The following is a 16,891-nucleotide window of genomic DNA, read 5'->3' on the forward strand; positions in this document are numbered from 1 at the left end:
TATGCAAGCAAATATAGGGCTTAATGCGCAGACTCACTCGCATTTGCGGCTATGGCTACTTGTCTCCTTAATCATTCATCTGCTTATTTTGGCCTTGCTTTTTGTGCGATTTCAGGGTTTGCAGTTTAAAAAAGGCACTTCGAGTAATCCACAGATGAAAGTTGCAGGCTTTCAGATTCTAGGAGGTGGGGAGGTGCAGGAGAGTGATAATGCCCAAACTCAAGTCGCCGCGCCATTGCGTAATCTCACACAGCCAACCCCTCCCAAACCGCAAACGCCAAGTGCCAAATCTAGCCCGCCCACATTTGATTTAAGCTCCTTAAGCTTGTATAATAACACCGGCAAGGCTAAGCAAAATCAAAAGCCCAAAAGCCGCCTTAAGGCGCTAGCTAAATTTCCGGGCATTGATAATATCGCAAGAAGAGATATTGAGGAGCTTTATGGCGCGGAGTTTGGGGACTATGGGCTAGCGGAGCAAGAATTTTTAGTGAATAATTTGCGCGATATTGGGCGCATTACGCAAAGATACTTGCGCTATCCACCAAGTGCGGCGCGCTTAGGGCAAGAGGGTGTGAGTGCGGTGGAGTTTTATCTACACCCAAATGGCGATATTAGCGGATTAAAGATTATCATTTCATCGCAATATATGCTCTTAGACCGCAATAGCGAGCGCACGATTGAGATTGCATATAAAGACTATCCGCGCCCAGTGAGCAAGACAAAAATTCGTATTTTTGTGACCTATGGGCTTTATTACTATGGATATTAAAGGAGTAAAAATGATAGATAAGATATTGTTACGAGGGGGGGGGGGGTATTGGCTATTTGTAAGCCTTTATATCATAGCCATTGTGTATAAGTCGAGCATGCCTCTTATGGGTGGCGATGATATGAGCATTTATACGCAGCTTGTGCAGGATAAAAGCGCGTGGCATGGGCTAGCTTTTGGCAATGGGCGATTTTTCCCTCTAGCAGGCTGGGCTTTGACTTTAATGGCATATATATCTATTGACCCTTATGCGCTTATGTTTATTAATGCTCTAAGTGTCTTTGGCATTGCTTTAAGTTTTTATATATTGGCTAAAAGCTTAGATGTGCCGCACCACTATATACTTATAAGCTTTGCTTTGGTGGCTTTAAGTGTGGGCTTTGTCAAAATTATGACACAAATTACTTTCCCTGAAACTACGCAGATTCTATTTCTTATGCTTTTCTTGCTTTGCGCGTATAAATTATTTTCTACACAAAGTTTAATCTATGCAATTTTTGGCTTAGTATGCGCCAATGCATGCCTTTATCTTAAAGAAGTATCTTTTATTTTTATCGGTGGATTTGGATTTTTTTATTGCGCGTTTAAAATATATGCCAAAGAGACATTAAGTAAAAAAGAGCTTATTTTTTCTCTGCTATGCATGCTGTGTGCGGTTTTGTTTTTAGTGCTGTATATGTATTTTACGCGCGAGGCAAGTAGTAGCTATGCAGAAAATGGTGTTTTCTCCCCGCTGCGCACGCTTGTGGTGCTACTGCTTGCGCTGCCTTTTGTAAGTATTGCCCTCCCGCTTATGCTTATTTATAGAATCTATGGCGTATTAGTGCGTAAAGATGCCATAAACGCATTTTGGGATAGTATTTTATGCATAGCGGCGCTGTATGTGATAGCGTATTTGGTATTAGGTATGGCAAGCTTTCATTATTTTGTCCCGCCTAGCGTTCTTGTATGCTTATATGGGATATTTTTCTGGCGCACTTATAGGGAGCGTATTAAAAAAGCGTGGATTACCAAGCTAAGTGTGGCAGTTATGGGATTTATTTGGCTTACAAGCACCTTTCCGCAGGGCTTGCACTACTATGGGCAAAATAAAATTCAAACATATAGCTATAATGAGGCTATGGACTTTTTGGCTGATTTTTTGAAGCAATCCCCGCAGAAAACTTACAAAATACATTTTGTGGGCTTTGTAAAGGGTGGCTATAATGAATGGATGTATCCGCATTGGTATAGTGTTTTGCCAACTTTTTATAATGTGCGTAATTTTGAGATTGTAGATTCTATAAATGGCGCGGATATTTTGGTGCTTAGTAATTATGCGGATATATTTATTGATAACGCCTTTGTAGATTCTATACTTGCCTCGCATAAGGTGTTATTTGCTAGTGATAATTGGGGATATATGCCTTATTATAATCTTTTAAGTCTTGGCGCGTGGGGCTTGCAAAATGCAGGTGTAAAACACCATCTAAGCAACAAGGGCAATATTTTTAAACTCCCCGCGCAAGTGTATGTTTTACAAACAGAATCTACTCAATAGCGGTGTTTAGCATTTCTTGTGATTTTTTAAGGGCGTTTAGCTGCATATCTTTAAATGCTTGGCTATCGGGTAGCTGCGGTTGGGGAATGTTGGCTGCGCTTTTGCCTTTTATTTCAGTGGGCTGCTGCCCGCGCGGCATTTTCACAAAGACATCTTCATAATTTTTCTTGCCCATACTGTGGCGAATGTAGATTTCACCTGTATTGCTTGAGTAAATATAAGTATCTTTCCCATCGCTAAACATCACCCATTCACCAGCAAGCGCGATATTCACACATAATGCGCATAATGCTACTTTTATATATCTCATACTATCTCCTTTAGGCGATTATAAAGGCTTAAGATAAGCTCTTTTTTCTCATAAAAGCTATTTTTATTGGCGACTAAATATGCGCTAGATTCCATAATAACTTCATCGATTTTAAGATTATTTTGCCTCATCGTATTGCCACTTTCCACAATATCCACAATTCCATCGCTTAGCCCCACAAGCGGAGCTAGCTCAATAGAGCCATAAAGCTTTAGCGCCTCGATAGATACAGCCTTGCTCGCAAAGTGTTGGCGCGTGATATGAGGCATTTTGGTAGCGATTTTAAGCTGAGGCTTTTGATAATCTAGGCTTTTGCCCACTTCAGAGCCTACTACTACCTTGCATTTGCCAATGTTTAGGTTTAATAATCTTACTACATTTGCCTGCTGCTCCTCTATCACATCAAGCCCTACAATACCTACATCAGCGGCTTTGTGAGTAACATAAGTAGGCACATCTTGGCTACGCACTAGCATAAAAGTAAAATGTTTATGCTCTAAAATCAGCTTTCTATCATCAAAGACAAATTGCGTATCATACAGCCGCTCAAATAATGCTAGGCTTTCATTTGCTATGCGCCCTTTGGGTAAGGCTACCTTTATCATATCGCCTCCTTTATAGAATCTAGATATGTTTTTCTAGGGCTTTTTGCATGCCCTTAAATACCAGTGTATTATCATAAATGGCATTTTCAAAAAAACGCGCAAAAAATTTGCCATCACCGCCAGTAAAATATAACTTTTTAGTGCGCGAAGTATTTTTAATCATTAATATCACGCTTTTTATCGCGCCAAAGCTTAGCGCGTCTGTGGTGTTTTTGGGCAATTCATAAAGATTTACGCCCGGCTCTAGCTCTTTATTGAGCGCGGGCGAAATATCAGCACACATTTTTTTATACGCAGCAAGCCCGGGCATAATGTAGCCACCCATATGGATACCCTCATGCATAATATCAGCAGTAATAGCACTGCCTGCATCGATAATTACACCATCGCTAATGGCTTTGCAAGCGGCCTTTCTATCTATACCTAAGCCCTCATAGGGCGTATCTAGCTCAATATACTCTCCCACATTAATGCAATAAGGGTGCGAAGCGAGCAAACATCGCTCAAATCGCTCATTTACGCTTATGTAATAAATGGGCAGATTCTCTTTTTTTTTTGTGAGTGCGTAGGGCTTTTCTTTCCAAATGCGCCCTTTATGATAAAAATGCAAAAAAGTATTGCCCACATCGCACAAAAGCATTATTCAAACCTTGTATATGCCCTATCGTAGAAAAAAGTATCTTTGGTATAAAAAAGACTTTTTTTCTTAGGGAGCTTATTTTTATACACTAATGGCGTAAAATCGCTAAGATTAATAGCGATAGTGTAGCCGCCTTTTTCAAGCGTATAAAGCGTGTCATTATGGATAATAAGCCCACTTAGCACCGCAAAAGGCAGGCGCGTTTTACGCAAAAGTTTTAAAGTATGGTCAAGCTCTAAAATTTCGCCCTCAATACTTAGCACATACACTTTGTTATTAGCAAACAGCACATCGCGCAAATCCACATCATATTTGAAATTCTTATCATCAATAATGGCGCTCACACGCTTTGCAGTAGCCGCTAGCAAGTAATTACCCTGCGCATACATATAAATCACATTATTAAAAAATTTATCACTGCTTATGAGAATATCTTTAATAATTTTATTTTGCGCGATGCTATATATGAGGATTTTCCCTTCTAAGTCGGGATAAATCACATATTCATTAGTGATTTGAGGCGCGGCAAGGTAGGCGTTAATGGCAATGGCTTGGGGGTATTTTTGTGAAAAAATCTCTTTTTGCGCGCTTATATCATAAAAAATAAGCGTGTTATCAATCATCACAAGAGCGAGTTTATCGCCCTTTAGGCTTGCAGAAATCACACAGCTATCAAAAGGCAGCGTGTGCAAAATGCTTTGATGACTTTGCGGTGCATTACGCGCATTTTGCGCACTAGATTCTATCGTGCTAGATTCTATAATGAGAATTTCGCCGCAAGCTTTCTGCACGACATAAGTGTGATTATCTTGCGTGAGGAAAGTATAGCCTTTCTGCAGCACTAAAGGCGTAATGCCTTGCCAAAAGCTTATAAGTGTATTATCCTTAAGCGTAGCTCCCTGTCTTGTTACGCTCTGCAGAGGCGCGCTAAGTGTGCCTTTAAAGGGCATCTCACCGCTTATGAGCTTTGGCTCAAAATGCTTTTTTGAGCTACAGCCACTTATGAGCAATAGCGCGCAGATAATCCATAAAAACACATATTTTTGCTCTCTCATATACGCTCCGCTATGATGATGGCTTATTATCAATGCCATAATGCTTAAGCATAGTTGCCTCATTTCTTAGTGGCGAATCTTGAGGGATAAGCATAAGCTTTTGGTGGGCTTGGTCTATTTTGTTGGCTTTAAAGAGTATGTAGGCTGCTTGCAGAGTGGCTAAATCTTTAAGATTTGCAGATTTTATAGAATCTAGAGGCTGCAAGAGCGCATTTATATCCTCATTTGGCTTGCTCGCCTCGTTTGCCTCTAGTATCGCACCTGCTTGCAAAGAAGCCATTTCATATTGCGCGAGCAAACGCACAAAGTCATTTTGAGAATCTAAAAGCCCCTCATACACTGCCCTATCGCCGTGTGCATTAAAATATTGATATAAATCATACAGCTGCGGGCTAGATTGCTTTAAGGTTTGCAAAGCCTCTTTATCCTCTGCATTTTGTGTGAGCTTATCATAAGCACTGCTAGCCTCTTGCGCGCGTTTAGAATCTAGATATTGCGCCACTTGCCAGTATATGAGCGCGCCAATAATACACAGCACTAGCACGATAATAAAAGTGCGGTATTTCCTCCATAATCGCTCTAGCCTAAAGGCATTCTCTAGCATTTTTTCGTCATTGTCAAATGATTCTTTAATGCCTTTAAGATTTGTCTGCAAATCCATACAATCTCCTTTTATTGATATTTTAGCTCACGCCAGAAGAGCCAAAGCCCCCACTTCCGCGCTCTGTATCGCTTAAATCTACCACTTCTTGAAACACAGCTTGATAAATCTCATTAATCACAGCTTGGGCTATTCTATCGCCTTTTTTAATAAAAAATGTCTCATTTGAATGATTAATAAGGATAATTTTAATTTCACCCCTATAGTCGCTATCAATCGTGCCGGGCGTATTTAGCACGCTTATGCCATTTCTAAGCGCTAGCCCACTTCTTGGACGCACTTGAATTTCAAAGCCAGATTCTATCTCAAAGGCTAAACCTGTGCTAATTAGCATTCTTTGTGCAGCTTGAAGCTCATAATCTTCAATAGCATGCAAATCAAAGCCTGCTGATTGCGGGCTTTGGTAAGCAGGGATTATGGCATCTTTATGCAGTTTTTTAATCTTTAGCGTGACGTATTTCATAATATAATCCTAAAAAACAATATCTTTATAAAATACTTCAAGGATTTCAAATTCATTTTCGCCATTTGGCAGCATAATGCTCACTTCATCGCCTTGCTTTTTGCCCATGAGAGCCTTAGCAATAGGTGAGGACACAGAGATTAAGCCTTGCGATGGATTGCTCTCCATTGAGCCAACAAGCGTGTAGATAAATTCTTTATCCGTATCAAGATTAAGGATTTTAACACTTGAGCCAAAGCTGATTTTATCATGGGGCAGCGTGGAGGGGTCAATCACCTGCGCATTTGCTAGCATAAGCCCTAATTCATTAATGCGCGCCTCTATGAAAGCCTGTTTTTCGCGCGCAGCATGGTATTCTGCATTTTCTTTCAAATCTCCATGCGAGCGTGCCACATCGATTTCTACTACGATATTTGGACGCTGCACTTCTTTTAAATTTTTTAATTCTGCTACAAGCTTTTCATAGCCGTAATTGGTCATGGGTTCTGTTGCCATTTGTCTCCCTATAAATAGTGATTTCAAACAAAATTGCTAATCATAGCTAAAGTAAAATAAACAAGGGCTAAATGCTGCATTTTTGCGCAATAGCCTGCACTGCCTGCAATGTATGCTCATACAGAGGTATGCCAAAAGCTTGCATATCCTCTTTTTTGCCAAAGCCACATAGCACGCCTATGGGATTAATCCCCGCTTCTTGTGCTGCTTGTATATCAAGGGGCGTGTCGCCTATCATGTAGATTCTATCTTTGGGAATGTTTCGCGCTTGTTGAGGAAACTGCTGCAATGCCATTAAAATAGGCTGTGGGTGAGGCTTAGGGCTGCTTACAGATTCTATACCGACAATGGTTTCAAAATACTCCCATACGCCTAATTTTTCTAACAGAATCTGCGAGAAATCTCCGCGCTTTGTGGTTACAATCCCAAGATATGCAAAATTATAAGCCTCTATGATTGCCTCTTTTGCGTGGGTGAGCAAATGTGTGCCGCTCTCCATAAGCGCGCGGTAGTAGATTCTGTAGTGATTGACATATTTATCTACATTGAAACTTGTTACATTATTTTGCAAAAACATATTCTCTAAAGTATGCCCGATACAAGCCTTTGTTTGCTCAAATGATGGCGGGGTTTGCCCCATTGCTTCATAGGCTTTGCAAAAGCTCTCATAAATGGCTTGCGTAGAATCTATAAGCGTGCCATCTAAATCAAAAAGCACAATGTGTTGTTTCATACATATCCTTGAAGTAGCACAGAATCTAAGAGCCATTATGGCAGATGTTTCTACATAATTGCACAATAGCGCCCCAACAATTTGGCAGATAAACTTTACAAAACACGCCGACAAAACATCGCTGCTTATATATTTTAAAGTATAAAGGCTTGGGGGTATAAAGACAATTTTTACTTAACTTGGATTGATTTTTATCAAAACGCCAAAATGAGAATTAATTATAGAATCTACAGCGTTTTAGCGCTACAACTTTAAGGAGGTTTTATGACAAGCAAGATTGAAAAAAGCAAATCCGCACTTTCGCGCCGAGATTTTATCAAAAGCGCAGCCGCCGCTTCAGCAGCAGCAAGCGTGGGATTAAGCGTTCCAAGCGTGATGAGCGCAGAAGCGCAAAATGCTCAAAAGCTTTGGAAGTGGGATAAATCAGTGTGTAGATTCTGTGGGACGGGCTGTGGCATTATGGTAGCCACGCAAAAAGATAGTAATGGGCATGCCAAAATCGTAGCCGTGAAAGGCGACCCAGAAGCTCCTGTAAATCGTGGCTTAAACTGCATTAAGGGGTATTTTTGCGCCAAAATTATGTATGGCGCAGATAGGCTTACCCAACCACTTTTGCGCGTAAATAGCAAGGGCGAGTTTGATAAAAAGGGCAAGTTCGCGCCTGTGAGCTGGAAAAGGGCATTTGATGAGATGGAAAAGCAATTTAAAAAAGCTTACAATGAGCTAGGACCAACGGGCATAGCCGTATTTGGCTCTGGGCAATACACTATCCCTGAAGGATTTGCAGCTGTTAAGCTTATTAAAGGCGGCTTTAGAAGCAATAACATCGACCCTAATGCGCGGCATTGTATGGCAAGCGCGGTTGTTGGCTTTATGGAGACTTTTGGTATTGATGAGCCAGCGGGCTGCTATGATGATATTGAGCTTACTGATACTTTTGTCACTTGGGGAGCAAATATGGCAGAAATGCACCCTGTGCTTTGGAGTCGCGTAACAGATAGAAAATTAAGCCATGATAAAATTAAAGTCATAAATCTCTCAACCTACACCAACCGCACCTCGGATTTAGCCGATATTGAGATTATTTTTAAACCTCACACAGATTTAGCCATTTGGAACTTTATTGCGCGCGAAATTGTGAAGCGCAATGCTATTGATAATGAGTTTGTGCAAGAAAATTGTGTCTTTAGCACAGGCTTTGTCAATATTGGCTATGGTATGAGAAATAATCCAAATCACCCCAAGTTTAAACCTCAAGAGCGCGATATTGTCGCTAAAGAGGTATCAAAAATTATGAGTGATGATGAGGGCGTAACGCTGCAATATCTAGGCATAAAAGCAGGCGATGAAATGAAAATGGACAAAGCAGGCGCTGCTGGTAATCACTGGGGCATTAGCTTTGAGGATTTTAAGAAGGGCTTAGAGCCTTATACGCTTGATTTTGTCGCAAAGCTTGCAAAGGGCAATCCTGATGAGGATTTGGAGTCTTTTAAGCAAAAATTACAGAATCTAGCTGATTATTACATCGATAAAAATCGCAAGGTAGTGAGCTTTTGGACAATGGGTATGAACCAACACCAAAGAGGCACTTGGGTGAATGAGCAAAGCTATATGGTGCATATGCTACTTGGCAAGCAGGCAAAGCCCGGCAATGGTGCATTTTCACTCACAGGGCAACCAAGTGCTTGCGGCACAGCGCGAGAAGTGGGGACATTTGCTCATAGATTACCCGCAGATATGGTAGTGGCAAATCCAAAACATCGTGAAGTTACTGAAAAAATATGGAATTTGCCCGCTGGCACATTAAATGGCAAAATTGGCTCGCCTTATCTTAAAATTATGCGCGATTTAGAAGATGGCAAAATCAAATGGGCGTGGGTGCAGGTAAATAATCCATGGCAAAATACAGCCAATGCAAATCACTGGATTGCCGCAGCTAGAGAATTAGATAATTTTATCGTGGTGAGTGATTGCTATCCGGGCGTGAGTGCTAAAGTAGCGGATTTAATCTTGCCTAGTGCTATGATTTATGAAAAATGGGGCGCGTATGGCAATGCGGAGAGACGCACGCAGCATTGGAAGCAACAAGTTGTAGCGCCCGGTGAGGCTATGCCTGATATTTGGCAAATGATGGAATTTGCTAAGCGCTTTAAATTAAGCGAAGTATGGGGGAAAGAATATAGCGAACTTGGCTTAAAGCCTGTGTTAGAATCTGCTAAGGCTATGGGCTATAAAGCCGATGATACGCTCTATGATGTGCTGTATGCAAATAAAAGCGCAAAGGCTTTTAGTGCGCAAGATTCTGTATTGAAAGATGAGCTAAATACAGAGGTGTTTGGCGATTACCGCAATGTTACAGATGGCAGTGGAGAGACATTTAAGGGCTATGGATTTTTTATTCAAAAATATTTGTGGGAGGAGTATCGTCAGTTTGGCTTAGGGCATGGACACGATTTGGCAGATTTTGATACCTATCATCAAGTAAGAGGTTTGCGCTGGCCTGTGGTGAATGGCAAAGAAACACAATGGCGATTTAATGCAAAGTATGATTACTACGCCCAAAAATATGGCAATGGCAAGGCATTTGCATTCTATGGAAACAAAGGCAAAGATATGCCATCTGGTTCGCTTAATGCGCCTAGTGAAGCAAAAGTGAGCATTGATAATAAGGCAAAAATCTTTTTACGCCCTTATATGGACCCTTGCGAAATGCCAAATGAGGAATATCCTATGTGGCTTTGCACAGGGCGTGTGCTGGAGCATTGGCATAGCGGGACAATGACTATGCGTGTGCCTGAACTTTATCGCGCTGTGCCTGAAGCGCTCTGCTATATGCACCCTGAAGATGCAAATGCGCATAGTTTTGCGCAAAATGATGTAGTTTGGGTAGAATCTAGGCGCGGAAAAGTTAAGGCTAAGCTTGATTTGCGTGGTAGAAATCGTCCGCCAAAAGGGCTTATTTATGTGCCTTGGTTTGATGAAAATGTATTTATTAATAAAGTTTGTTTAGATGCGACTTGTCCCATTTCTAAGCAGACAGATTTTAAAAAATGTGCCGTGAAAGTCTATAAAGCATAAGGATAATATGTGTCACATAAAATACCGACATTGTTTAACCCACAAAGGCGCGAAGCATTAGTAAAAATAGGGCAGAACGCAGGCTTTGCTCTCTTTGGCGCGCTTATTTGGGGGGCTTATATCAATGTGGCAAAAGCAGGCAATGCAAATATTTTGCGTCCACCTGGGGCGAGTAAAAATGATGCGGAGTTTATCGCTAGCTGCATTAAATGCGGTCTTTGCGTGGAGGCTTGCCCATTTTATACGCTAAAGCTTGCTACACCAAATGATGACACAGTCATTGGCACACCTTTTTTTGAAGCGCGCAAAGTGCCTTGCTATATGTGCAGGGATATTCCTTGCGCGGCGGCTTGCCCTACGAATGCACTTGATTTAAAGCGATTGTATCAGCCTAAAAAGCACGAAGAGGGCGTAAATTACACGCAAGCAGATATTAATAATGCCACAATGGGCGTGGCTGTGGTAGATTCTAAACATTGCATCGCGTATGCTGGGATTCAGTGTGATGCGTGCTATCGCGCTTGCCCACTTTTAGATAAGGCTATTAAGCTTGAGTATAAGCGTAATGAGCGCACAGGCAAACATGGCTTTTTGCTCCCTGTGGTGGATAGTGATTACTGCACGGGCTGCGGTATGTGCGAAAAGGCTTGCGTGACAGAACTTCCTACGATTATTGTCTTGCCGCGTAGTGTGGCGCTAGGCAAAATGGGGACAAACTACATTAAAGGTTGGGATAAAAGTGATGAATCTCGCCTTTTTGAGGTTAAAGATTCTCAACAAAAGCCGCAAAATACACCAGCAAGCGGTGGCTTAGATTATCTTAATAACTCATTAGAGGATTTATGATGAGAAAGATGAAATATCTTCTTTTGAGACGCTTTTGCCAGTTTGCTATTCTTATTTTGTTTGTGCTAGGGAATTATTCTATCGCTACATTTAAAAATGTGCAAAATGTGGAGGAAATAGGCATTTTTGGTGGTGATATAGAATCTTACATCGGTGATTCTAGCTCTGTTTTGGCTAAAACACCAAGTGCGATAAGTAGCATTGTGCAAGGGAATTTAAGCTATTCAAAGTGGTTTAATGGGCTTTTTAGCCTAGCAGACCCGCTAGGTGCGTTGCAAATTTTTCTAGCCGGAGGTGGATTAGCCCTTGATGTGCTTTTGGGCGTGGCGCTTGTAGTAATTATTTATGGTGTGTTTTTGGGTAGGGCGTATTGCGCGTATGTGTGTCCTATTAATTTAGTTACAGATTTGGCTAGTTTTTTGCGCACAAAACTAGGCTTAAACCGCGCCCCGCGTAAGCTGTTTTTCTCGCGCTTAACGCGATTTGTGATTTTAGCTTTGGGCTTAGCGCTAAGTGCTATCTTTAGTGTGGCAGCCTTTGAGCTACTTAGCCCTATTTCTATGCTGCATCGTGGCGTAGTTTTTGGTATGGGATTTGGTGTATTTGCTATTGTGGCGGTGTTTTTATTTGATTTATTTATGGTGAAAAATGGCTTTTGTGGGCATATTTGTCCGCTAGGTGCGATGTATTCGCTTATAGGGAAATTTGCACTTTTGCGCGTTTCTCATAATGTAGCAAATTGCACAAAATGTATGCAATGTGTGCAGATTTGCCCAGAACCAGAGGTGTTAAAGCCTATTGGCAAGGAAAGTGGCGCGTTTAAGACGATGACTTGTTTGCGCTGTGGGAGATGTATTGAGGCGTGCGATGATAATGCACTAACATTTAGTATCTTAAATTTGACACTTAAGGAGAGAAAATGAAAAAATACGCTAGAGGTTTGATGATTGGCTTGCTTGGGTTAGCATTGTTTGCTTGTTCAGATTCTAAATCTGCAAAAGAGGAGGTAGCAGATACGGATATTGGGATAAGAAAGGTAGATTTAGAAGATGAAAAAGATGTGAAATTGCTGCAGTATGAGTATCCTACCGCATCAGCAGGCGAAAGCACTAGAATTGAGCGCTCTTATGAGAATGCCCCGCCCATGATACCGCACAATATTGATGATATGCTGCCTATTACAGCGGATAATAATCAATGCTTAGCCTGCCATGACCCCGCTATTGCAGCAGACATTGGGGCAATTCCTGTGCCTGCTTCGCATACTTATGATTTGCGCACAGATAAGAAATTAAATGAAGTGGCTCATGCGCGCTTTAACTGCGTGCTATGCCACACGCCTCAAGCCAATGTAGCTCCAGCTATTGCCAATACTTTTTCGCCCACTTTCCGCACACAAGATGGCAAGAGCGCTTCAAATTTGCTTGATGTGCTTAATGAAGGTGTGAAATAGTTGCTGCACGCGTATTGGCACACATTAAAAATCTTATGTTTTATATGCGCTCTAAGCCCATTTTTGGGGGCGCAAGATGTTGTAGCGCAAAATATAGAATCTACTAGCATTTATGCTAAAGATGCGCAAGTTATCCATATAGACGCCATTCTTACGCATATTAGTTTATTTGATGATAAGATTTTTGCAGGCAATGCAGAGGGTGGCATAGATATTTTTACACTCAATAGTGCCGAGCACGCGCGCAAAGTTGCTAGTATCAATTTACCTTTAATTGAGGATTATTTTGGGAATAAACACCCCTCGCGTGTGTATGATGTGGCTACTTTTGATGGTAAGGAGCTATTTATCCTATGTGAGGCTTCACTAGGCAAAAGGCAGATTCTAAAGCTTAATCTTAAGGATACTAAAAATGTGCAAGTTGTTTTGACCACCACAAGCGCGCCTAAGCGTATGCGCACAGCGGGTAAAGATAGGCTTGTTTTGGGATTTTTAAGTAATGAAATTAAGCTTTATGATTTAAATAAACAAACCTTTCTCTACACTGCGCATGCAAGTGTGGCGCGATTTTCGGACTTATGCGTGAATATGCCCTATATTTTTAGCACTGATGAATCTGGCATTGTGAATGTATTCAATGCAGAAAGTGGTGCTTTATTGCAAAGACTTGCGATAAATAAAGACAATAACTATCAAGTAGTATCTGCTAAGCACACCATTTTAACCGCTGGCGTGGATAAACAAATGGCAATTTTTACCTTTGCAGATTCTAAAAAACAAGATACAATAGGTTTTACCCTGCAGCGTGCCACAAGCTTAAGGAGTGAATTTCTCATCTATGCGGTGGGGATTTCGCCACAAGCGCAGTGGGCGGCTTTTACAAAAAATGAGCAAAATGATATAAGCCTTGTAAGACTTGATAATATGCAAGAGTATTTTGTGCTTAAAGGCTCTAGCTCGCTTGTAAATACACTGCTGTTTTATGATGAGCATACACTCATTTCGGGCAATGATGATAAGAGTTTTGTGATTTGGCGATTTTAACTTAAGGAGTTAGGATATGAATATTTCAAGCATTGTGGTAAAGACTACACAAGCGGCATTTGATGATGTGGAGCGCGCGATTATGGGTTTGCAGGGCTGTGAAATTTACCTTAAAGATAGAGAATCTAGCCATATTATTGTAGTGATTGAAGCAGCCAATGCAGGCGAAGAAATGGCGTTAAATAAATATTTAGAGACTCTAGAGGGTGTCATGAGTGCTAATATGCACTACACTTATCAGGAAAATGAGCTAAATGCGCAGCTAAGGGCTATGCAAGATGGTGGATATGAATTTTTGAATGATGATTCTATCCCAGCTGAACATATCGCATATTCTGGCTCTATTGCGCACATTATGGCAGAAAGCCTAAAGCATAAACACTAAGGAGCAAAGATGAGATGTCTTTTATTGTGCGTGTGTATGCTGTGTGGCTTAAGCTATGGGAATGAAAAGAATGTGCAAAGCGGGGATTTGGTCTTTGTGCATGCAGCAGATTCTGTATTTGATGATGCCATTGTGGCAGCCACGCAAAAAAAGATGACAAACTACACGCATGTGGGCATTATCGAAGTGGATAAACATAGAATCTATGTGCTAGAAGCCCACCCGCAAAAAGGCGTAGTAAGGAGCGAATGGAGCGATTTTAAGGCAGAAAATCCCTCTTATGATGTGATGCGATTAAAGCAGCCTCAAGATATAAATACCATTATTCGCAGGGCAAAGACATTTTTAGGGCAGCCTTATGATGATTATTATGGCGTGAATAATGGCAGAATGTATTGCAGCGAGCTGGTGTATGAATCCTATCTTGATAAGCAGGGCAGGCATATTTTTGAGGCAAAGCCTATGAATTTTTACGCGCCCGATGGCTCATTGCCCAAATATTGGCAAGATTTATTTGCCAAACTTGGAGAAAGCGTGCCACAAGGAGAGCTAGGCACAAATCCAAACGATATGTCCCAATCTAGCGCACTTGTAATGCTTAAAAAAGATTGAGCATTGCTAGTGGCATTTATAGAATCTAACCTCAAAAACTAAGTTGATAGATGCGTAAGCAGCTATAACTTTATCCTTTAGGCGCAAATGTGAGCTTTGCTTGCATTTGTAAGACCGCACCGCGCGTAAGCGCAACAAGTGCGGACATGATAGAATCTAACCTCAAAAACCAAGTTGATAGATGCGTAAGCAGCTATAACTTTATACTTTAGGCGCAAATGTGAGCTTTGCTCATATTTGTAAGACCGCACCGCGCGTAAGCGCAACAAGTGCGGACATGATAGAATCTAACCTCAAAAACCAAGTTGATAGATGCGTAAGCAGCTATAACTTTATACTTTAGGCGCAAATGTGAGCTTTGCTTGCATTTGCAAGATGCGCGCGGCTTTTTGTCAAAAAAGCAACAGCGCGGACATGATAGAATCTAACCTAGATTCTATAAATTGGGCTACACGCTTTAGCGTGGAGATAACTTTTCAAGCAAAAATGGGTAGATTCTAGCCTGCTCGCGCAAATCTTTGCGGATAGTTTTAGCATTTGGGCAATATTGCAAGACAAGATTCCAAAACTTAAATGAATGATTTTTATGCCTAATATGCGCTAGTTCATGGATAATAACATAATCAATATGTGAATGCGGCGCAAAAATAAGCATAAATGAAAAAAAGAGGCGATTATCATAAGTGCAGCTGCCAAAGCGCGAAGTGGCGTTGGTGATTTTAATGGCTTTGTAAGCTAAATTCATACGCGCGCTAAACTCCTGCGCACGCGGGATAATATAATCATAAAGCCTTTGCTGAAGCGCCTTTTTTAGCGTAGGGGTAAAAAGCGTGCTAGATTCTATACGCACAGAATCTAAATGCTGCCATACGCCAAAGATAAGTATTTCATTATGATGAGATTGCAGGAGCGAATGCGTGGAGGAAGTGTGCTTGGATAGCCTATCAAGGTGAGATTGTATCCACAAATGATGTGTGTTAATAAATTGCTGCACTTCAGTGCTAGAAAAGCCCATTGGCACGCGCACAAAAAGGGATAAATCTGCTTTAATCACAATGCGCGGATATTTGATATTTTTGCGCTCAAGAGAAATGCTAGAGGCTTTTGCATAAGATTTTTGCAGGGTTTTTAACATTATATTGACACTTTTAGTTATAATTTCAGCCATTATAACGCAATGGAGAAAATATGAAAGTGTTGCTTTTGGAGAATGTGCAGGGGCTAGGGAAAAAGGGTGAGATTGTTGAAGTCAAAGACGGCTATGGGCAGAATTTTTTAATCGCTAAAAATAAAGCCGCGCGCGCTACAAATGAGGTGATTAATAAATATAAAGCCCAGCAAAAAAAGGCAGAGGAGCAAGCCGCACTAGAGATTGCTCAAATGCAGCAAATGAAAAAAAATATAGAATCTATCCATCTTACTTTGCATAAAAAAGTGGGCGCAAATGATACGCTTTTTGGCTCAATCACAAAAGAGGAAATCGCCCAAGTGCTTAAGGAGCATAAAATCGAGCTTGACAAAAAGCATATTGAAATCGCACATGCTATCAAGCACATAGGTGCATTTGATGTGCAAATAAAGCTAGGGCACGGCATTAATGCGACTTTGAAGCTCACTATAGAGCCGCTAAAGGAAGCTTAATGTTTGAAGCGACAACCATACTAGGCTACAAGGGCGAGTATAAGGGCAAAAAGTGTGCTATTATTGGTGGTGATGGGCAAGTAACATTTGGCAATTGCGTGCTAAAAAATAACGCCACTAAAATCCGCACGCTTTATAATGGGCAAATCTTAAGCGGCTTTGCAGGCAGCACAGCAGATGCGTTTAGTTTATTTGATATGTTTGAGCGTATTTTAGAAGGGCGCAAGGGCGATTTAGTGCGCAGCGTGCTAGAATTTAGCAAAGAATGGCGCAAAGATAAGTATTTGCGCAAACTAGAAGCGATGATGATTGTGCTAGATAGCGAGCATATTTATATTTTAAGCGGCACGGGCGATGTGGTGGAGCCAGAAGATGGTAAGATTGCCGCTATTGGCAGCGGAGGAAATTATGCCCTAAGTGCAGCGCGTGCTTTGGACGCCCATAGCCAGCTCTCACCGCGCGAAATTGTAGAGCATTCTTTGAAAATAGCTGGTGAGCTATGCATTTACACTAATACAAATATTAAAATTTTAGCATTATAACGGAGAGGGAATGAAAGAA

General features: G+C 41.2%; 20 protein-coding genes. 11 read left to right on the top strand and 9 right to left on the bottom strand.

Going from position 1 to position 16,891, the window contains the following annotated elements; translation table 11 throughout:
• Position 1: 1 nt before the first annotated feature.
• The gene (locus tag LS71_RS01825) at positions 2-769 is read left to right on the top strand and encodes an energy transducer TonB (RefSeq protein WP_138109793.1); all 768 of its coding nucleotides are present in this window, start codon (positions 2-4) and stop codon (positions 767-769) included.
• Between the two features lie 10 nt (positions 770-779).
• Positions 780-2,309: a hypothetical protein gene (locus LS71_RS01830; RefSeq protein ID WP_194145643.1), complete on the top strand. Its 1,530-nt coding sequence runs from the start codon at positions 780-782 to the stop codon at positions 2,307-2,309.
• On the opposite strand, the gene LS71_RS01835 is transcribed toward LS71_RS01830, so the two are convergent.
• From LS71_RS01835 to LS71_RS01870, 8 genes are all read right to left on the bottom strand, one after another.
• Positions 2,299-2,619, bottom strand: coding sequence for a hypothetical protein (locus tag LS71_RS01835; RefSeq protein WP_034356329.1), 321 nt, complete (start codon positions 2,617-2,619; stop codon positions 2,299-2,301). The genes LS71_RS01830 and LS71_RS01835 overlap by 11 nt on opposite strands.
• Positions 2,616-3,224: an ATP phosphoribosyltransferase gene (gene hisG / locus LS71_RS01840; protein ID WP_034356332.1), complete on the bottom strand. Its 609-nt coding sequence runs from the start codon at positions 3,222-3,224 to the stop codon at positions 2,616-2,618. Before hisG ends, LS71_RS01835 begins: the two co-directional genes overlap by 4 nt.
• A gap of 19 nt (positions 3,225-3,243) precedes the next feature.
• The gene (locus tag LS71_RS01845; protein ID WP_034356334.1) at positions 3,244-3,864 is read right to left on the bottom strand and encodes a type III pantothenate kinase; all 621 of its coding nucleotides are present in this window, start codon (positions 3,862-3,864) and stop codon (positions 3,244-3,246) included.
• Positions 3,864-4,919, bottom strand: a complete 1,056-nt coding sequence (locus tag LS71_RS01850; RefSeq protein WP_034356337.1) for a hypothetical protein — start codon at positions 4,917-4,919, stop codon at positions 3,864-3,866. Before LS71_RS01850 ends, LS71_RS01845 begins: the two co-directional genes overlap by 1 nt.
• A 10-nt stretch (positions 4,920-4,929) precedes the next feature.
• The gene (locus tag LS71_RS01855; RefSeq protein ID WP_034356339.1) at positions 4,930-5,580 is read right to left on the bottom strand and encodes a tetratricopeptide repeat protein; all 651 of its coding nucleotides are present in this window, start codon (positions 5,578-5,580) and stop codon (positions 4,930-4,932) included.
• A 22-nt stretch (positions 5,581-5,602) separates the two neighbouring features.
• Entirely contained in the window at positions 5,603-6,043 is a 441-nt protein-coding gene (gene dut, locus LS71_RS01860; RefSeq protein WP_034356342.1) for a dUTP diphosphatase, read from the bottom strand.
• A gap of 9 nt (positions 6,044-6,052) precedes the next feature.
• Positions 6,053-6,538, bottom strand: a complete 486-nt coding sequence (greA, locus tag LS71_RS01865) for a transcription elongation factor GreA (protein ID WP_194145644.1) — start codon at positions 6,536-6,538, stop codon at positions 6,053-6,055.
• 67 nt (positions 6,539-6,605) lie between these two features.
• Positions 6,606-7,271 carry an HAD family hydrolase gene (locus LS71_RS01870; protein WP_034356345.1) on the bottom strand — a complete coding sequence of 222 codons (666 nt, stop codon included), beginning with the start codon at positions 7,269-7,271 and terminating at the stop codon, positions 6,606-6,608.
• Between the two features lie 264 nt (positions 7,272-7,535).
• On the opposite strand from LS71_RS01870, the gene napA reads away from it, so the two are divergent.
• The 7 genes from napA (at position 7,536) to LS71_RS01905 (ending at position 14,689) form a co-directional block, all read left to right on the top strand.
• Positions 7,536-10,349, top strand: a complete 2,814-nt coding sequence (gene napA / locus LS71_RS01875) for a nitrate reductase catalytic subunit NapA (protein ID WP_034356348.1) — start codon at positions 7,536-7,538, stop codon at positions 10,347-10,349.
• Between the two features lie 9 nt (positions 10,350-10,358).
• Entirely contained in the window at positions 10,359-11,195 is an 837-nt protein-coding gene (napG, locus tag LS71_RS01880) for a ferredoxin-type protein NapG (RefSeq protein WP_034356351.1), read from the top strand.
• On the top strand, positions 11,192-12,118 hold the full coding sequence (gene napH, locus LS71_RS01885; protein WP_034356354.1) for a quinol dehydrogenase ferredoxin subunit NapH: 927 nt from the start codon (positions 11,192-11,194) through the stop codon (positions 12,116-12,118). Before napG ends, napH begins: the two co-directional genes overlap by 4 nt.
• Positions 12,115-12,648: a nitrate reductase cytochrome c-type subunit gene (locus tag LS71_RS01890; protein ID WP_034356356.1), complete on the top strand. Its 534-nt coding sequence runs from the start codon at positions 12,115-12,117 to the stop codon at positions 12,646-12,648. The genes napH and LS71_RS01890 overlap by 4 nt, the downstream gene beginning before the upstream one ends.
• 63 nt (positions 12,649-12,711) lie before the next feature.
• The gene (locus LS71_RS01895) at positions 12,712-13,692 is read left to right on the top strand and encodes a WD40 repeat domain-containing protein (protein ID WP_034356365.1); all 981 of its coding nucleotides are present in this window, start codon (positions 12,712-12,714) and stop codon (positions 13,690-13,692) included.
• Positions 13,693-13,708: 16 nt separating this feature from the next.
• Entirely contained in the window at positions 13,709-14,077 is a 369-nt protein-coding gene (locus LS71_RS01900; RefSeq protein ID WP_034356359.1) for a chaperone NapD, read from the top strand.
• A 9-nt stretch (positions 14,078-14,086) separates the two neighbouring features.
• A complete protein-coding gene (locus tag LS71_RS01905; RefSeq protein WP_069723523.1) occupies positions 14,087-14,689 on the top strand; it encodes a YiiX/YebB-like N1pC/P60 family cysteine hydrolase in 603 nt (200 codons plus the stop codon).
• Positions 14,690-15,146: 457 nt separating this feature from the next.
• Here LS71_RS01905 and LS71_RS01910 read toward each other — a convergent pair whose 3' ends face one another.
• Positions 15,147-15,857: a M48 family metallopeptidase gene (locus LS71_RS01910; protein WP_238700267.1), complete on the bottom strand. Its 711-nt coding sequence runs from the start codon at positions 15,855-15,857 to the stop codon at positions 15,147-15,149.
• A gap of 20 nt (positions 15,858-15,877) precedes the next feature.
• Here LS71_RS01910 and rplI point away from each other — a divergent pair, with 20 nt between their 5' ends.
• A complete protein-coding gene (rplI, locus tag LS71_RS01915) occupies positions 15,878-16,330 on the top strand; it encodes a 50S ribosomal protein L9 (RefSeq protein ID WP_034356668.1) in 453 nt (150 codons plus the stop codon).
• Entirely contained in the window at positions 16,330-16,872 is a 543-nt protein-coding gene (gene hslV, locus LS71_RS01920; RefSeq protein WP_034356670.1) for an ATP-dependent protease subunit HslV, read from the top strand. Before rplI ends, hslV begins: the two co-directional genes overlap by 1 nt.
• Positions 16,873-16,891: the final 19 nt, after the last annotated feature.

Origin of the sequence: Helicobacter jaachi (genome assembly GCF_000763135.2) — a bacterium.
GTDB classification, from domain to species: Bacteria; Campylobacterota; Campylobacteria; order Campylobacterales; family Helicobacteraceae; genus Helicobacter_C; species Helicobacter_C jaachi.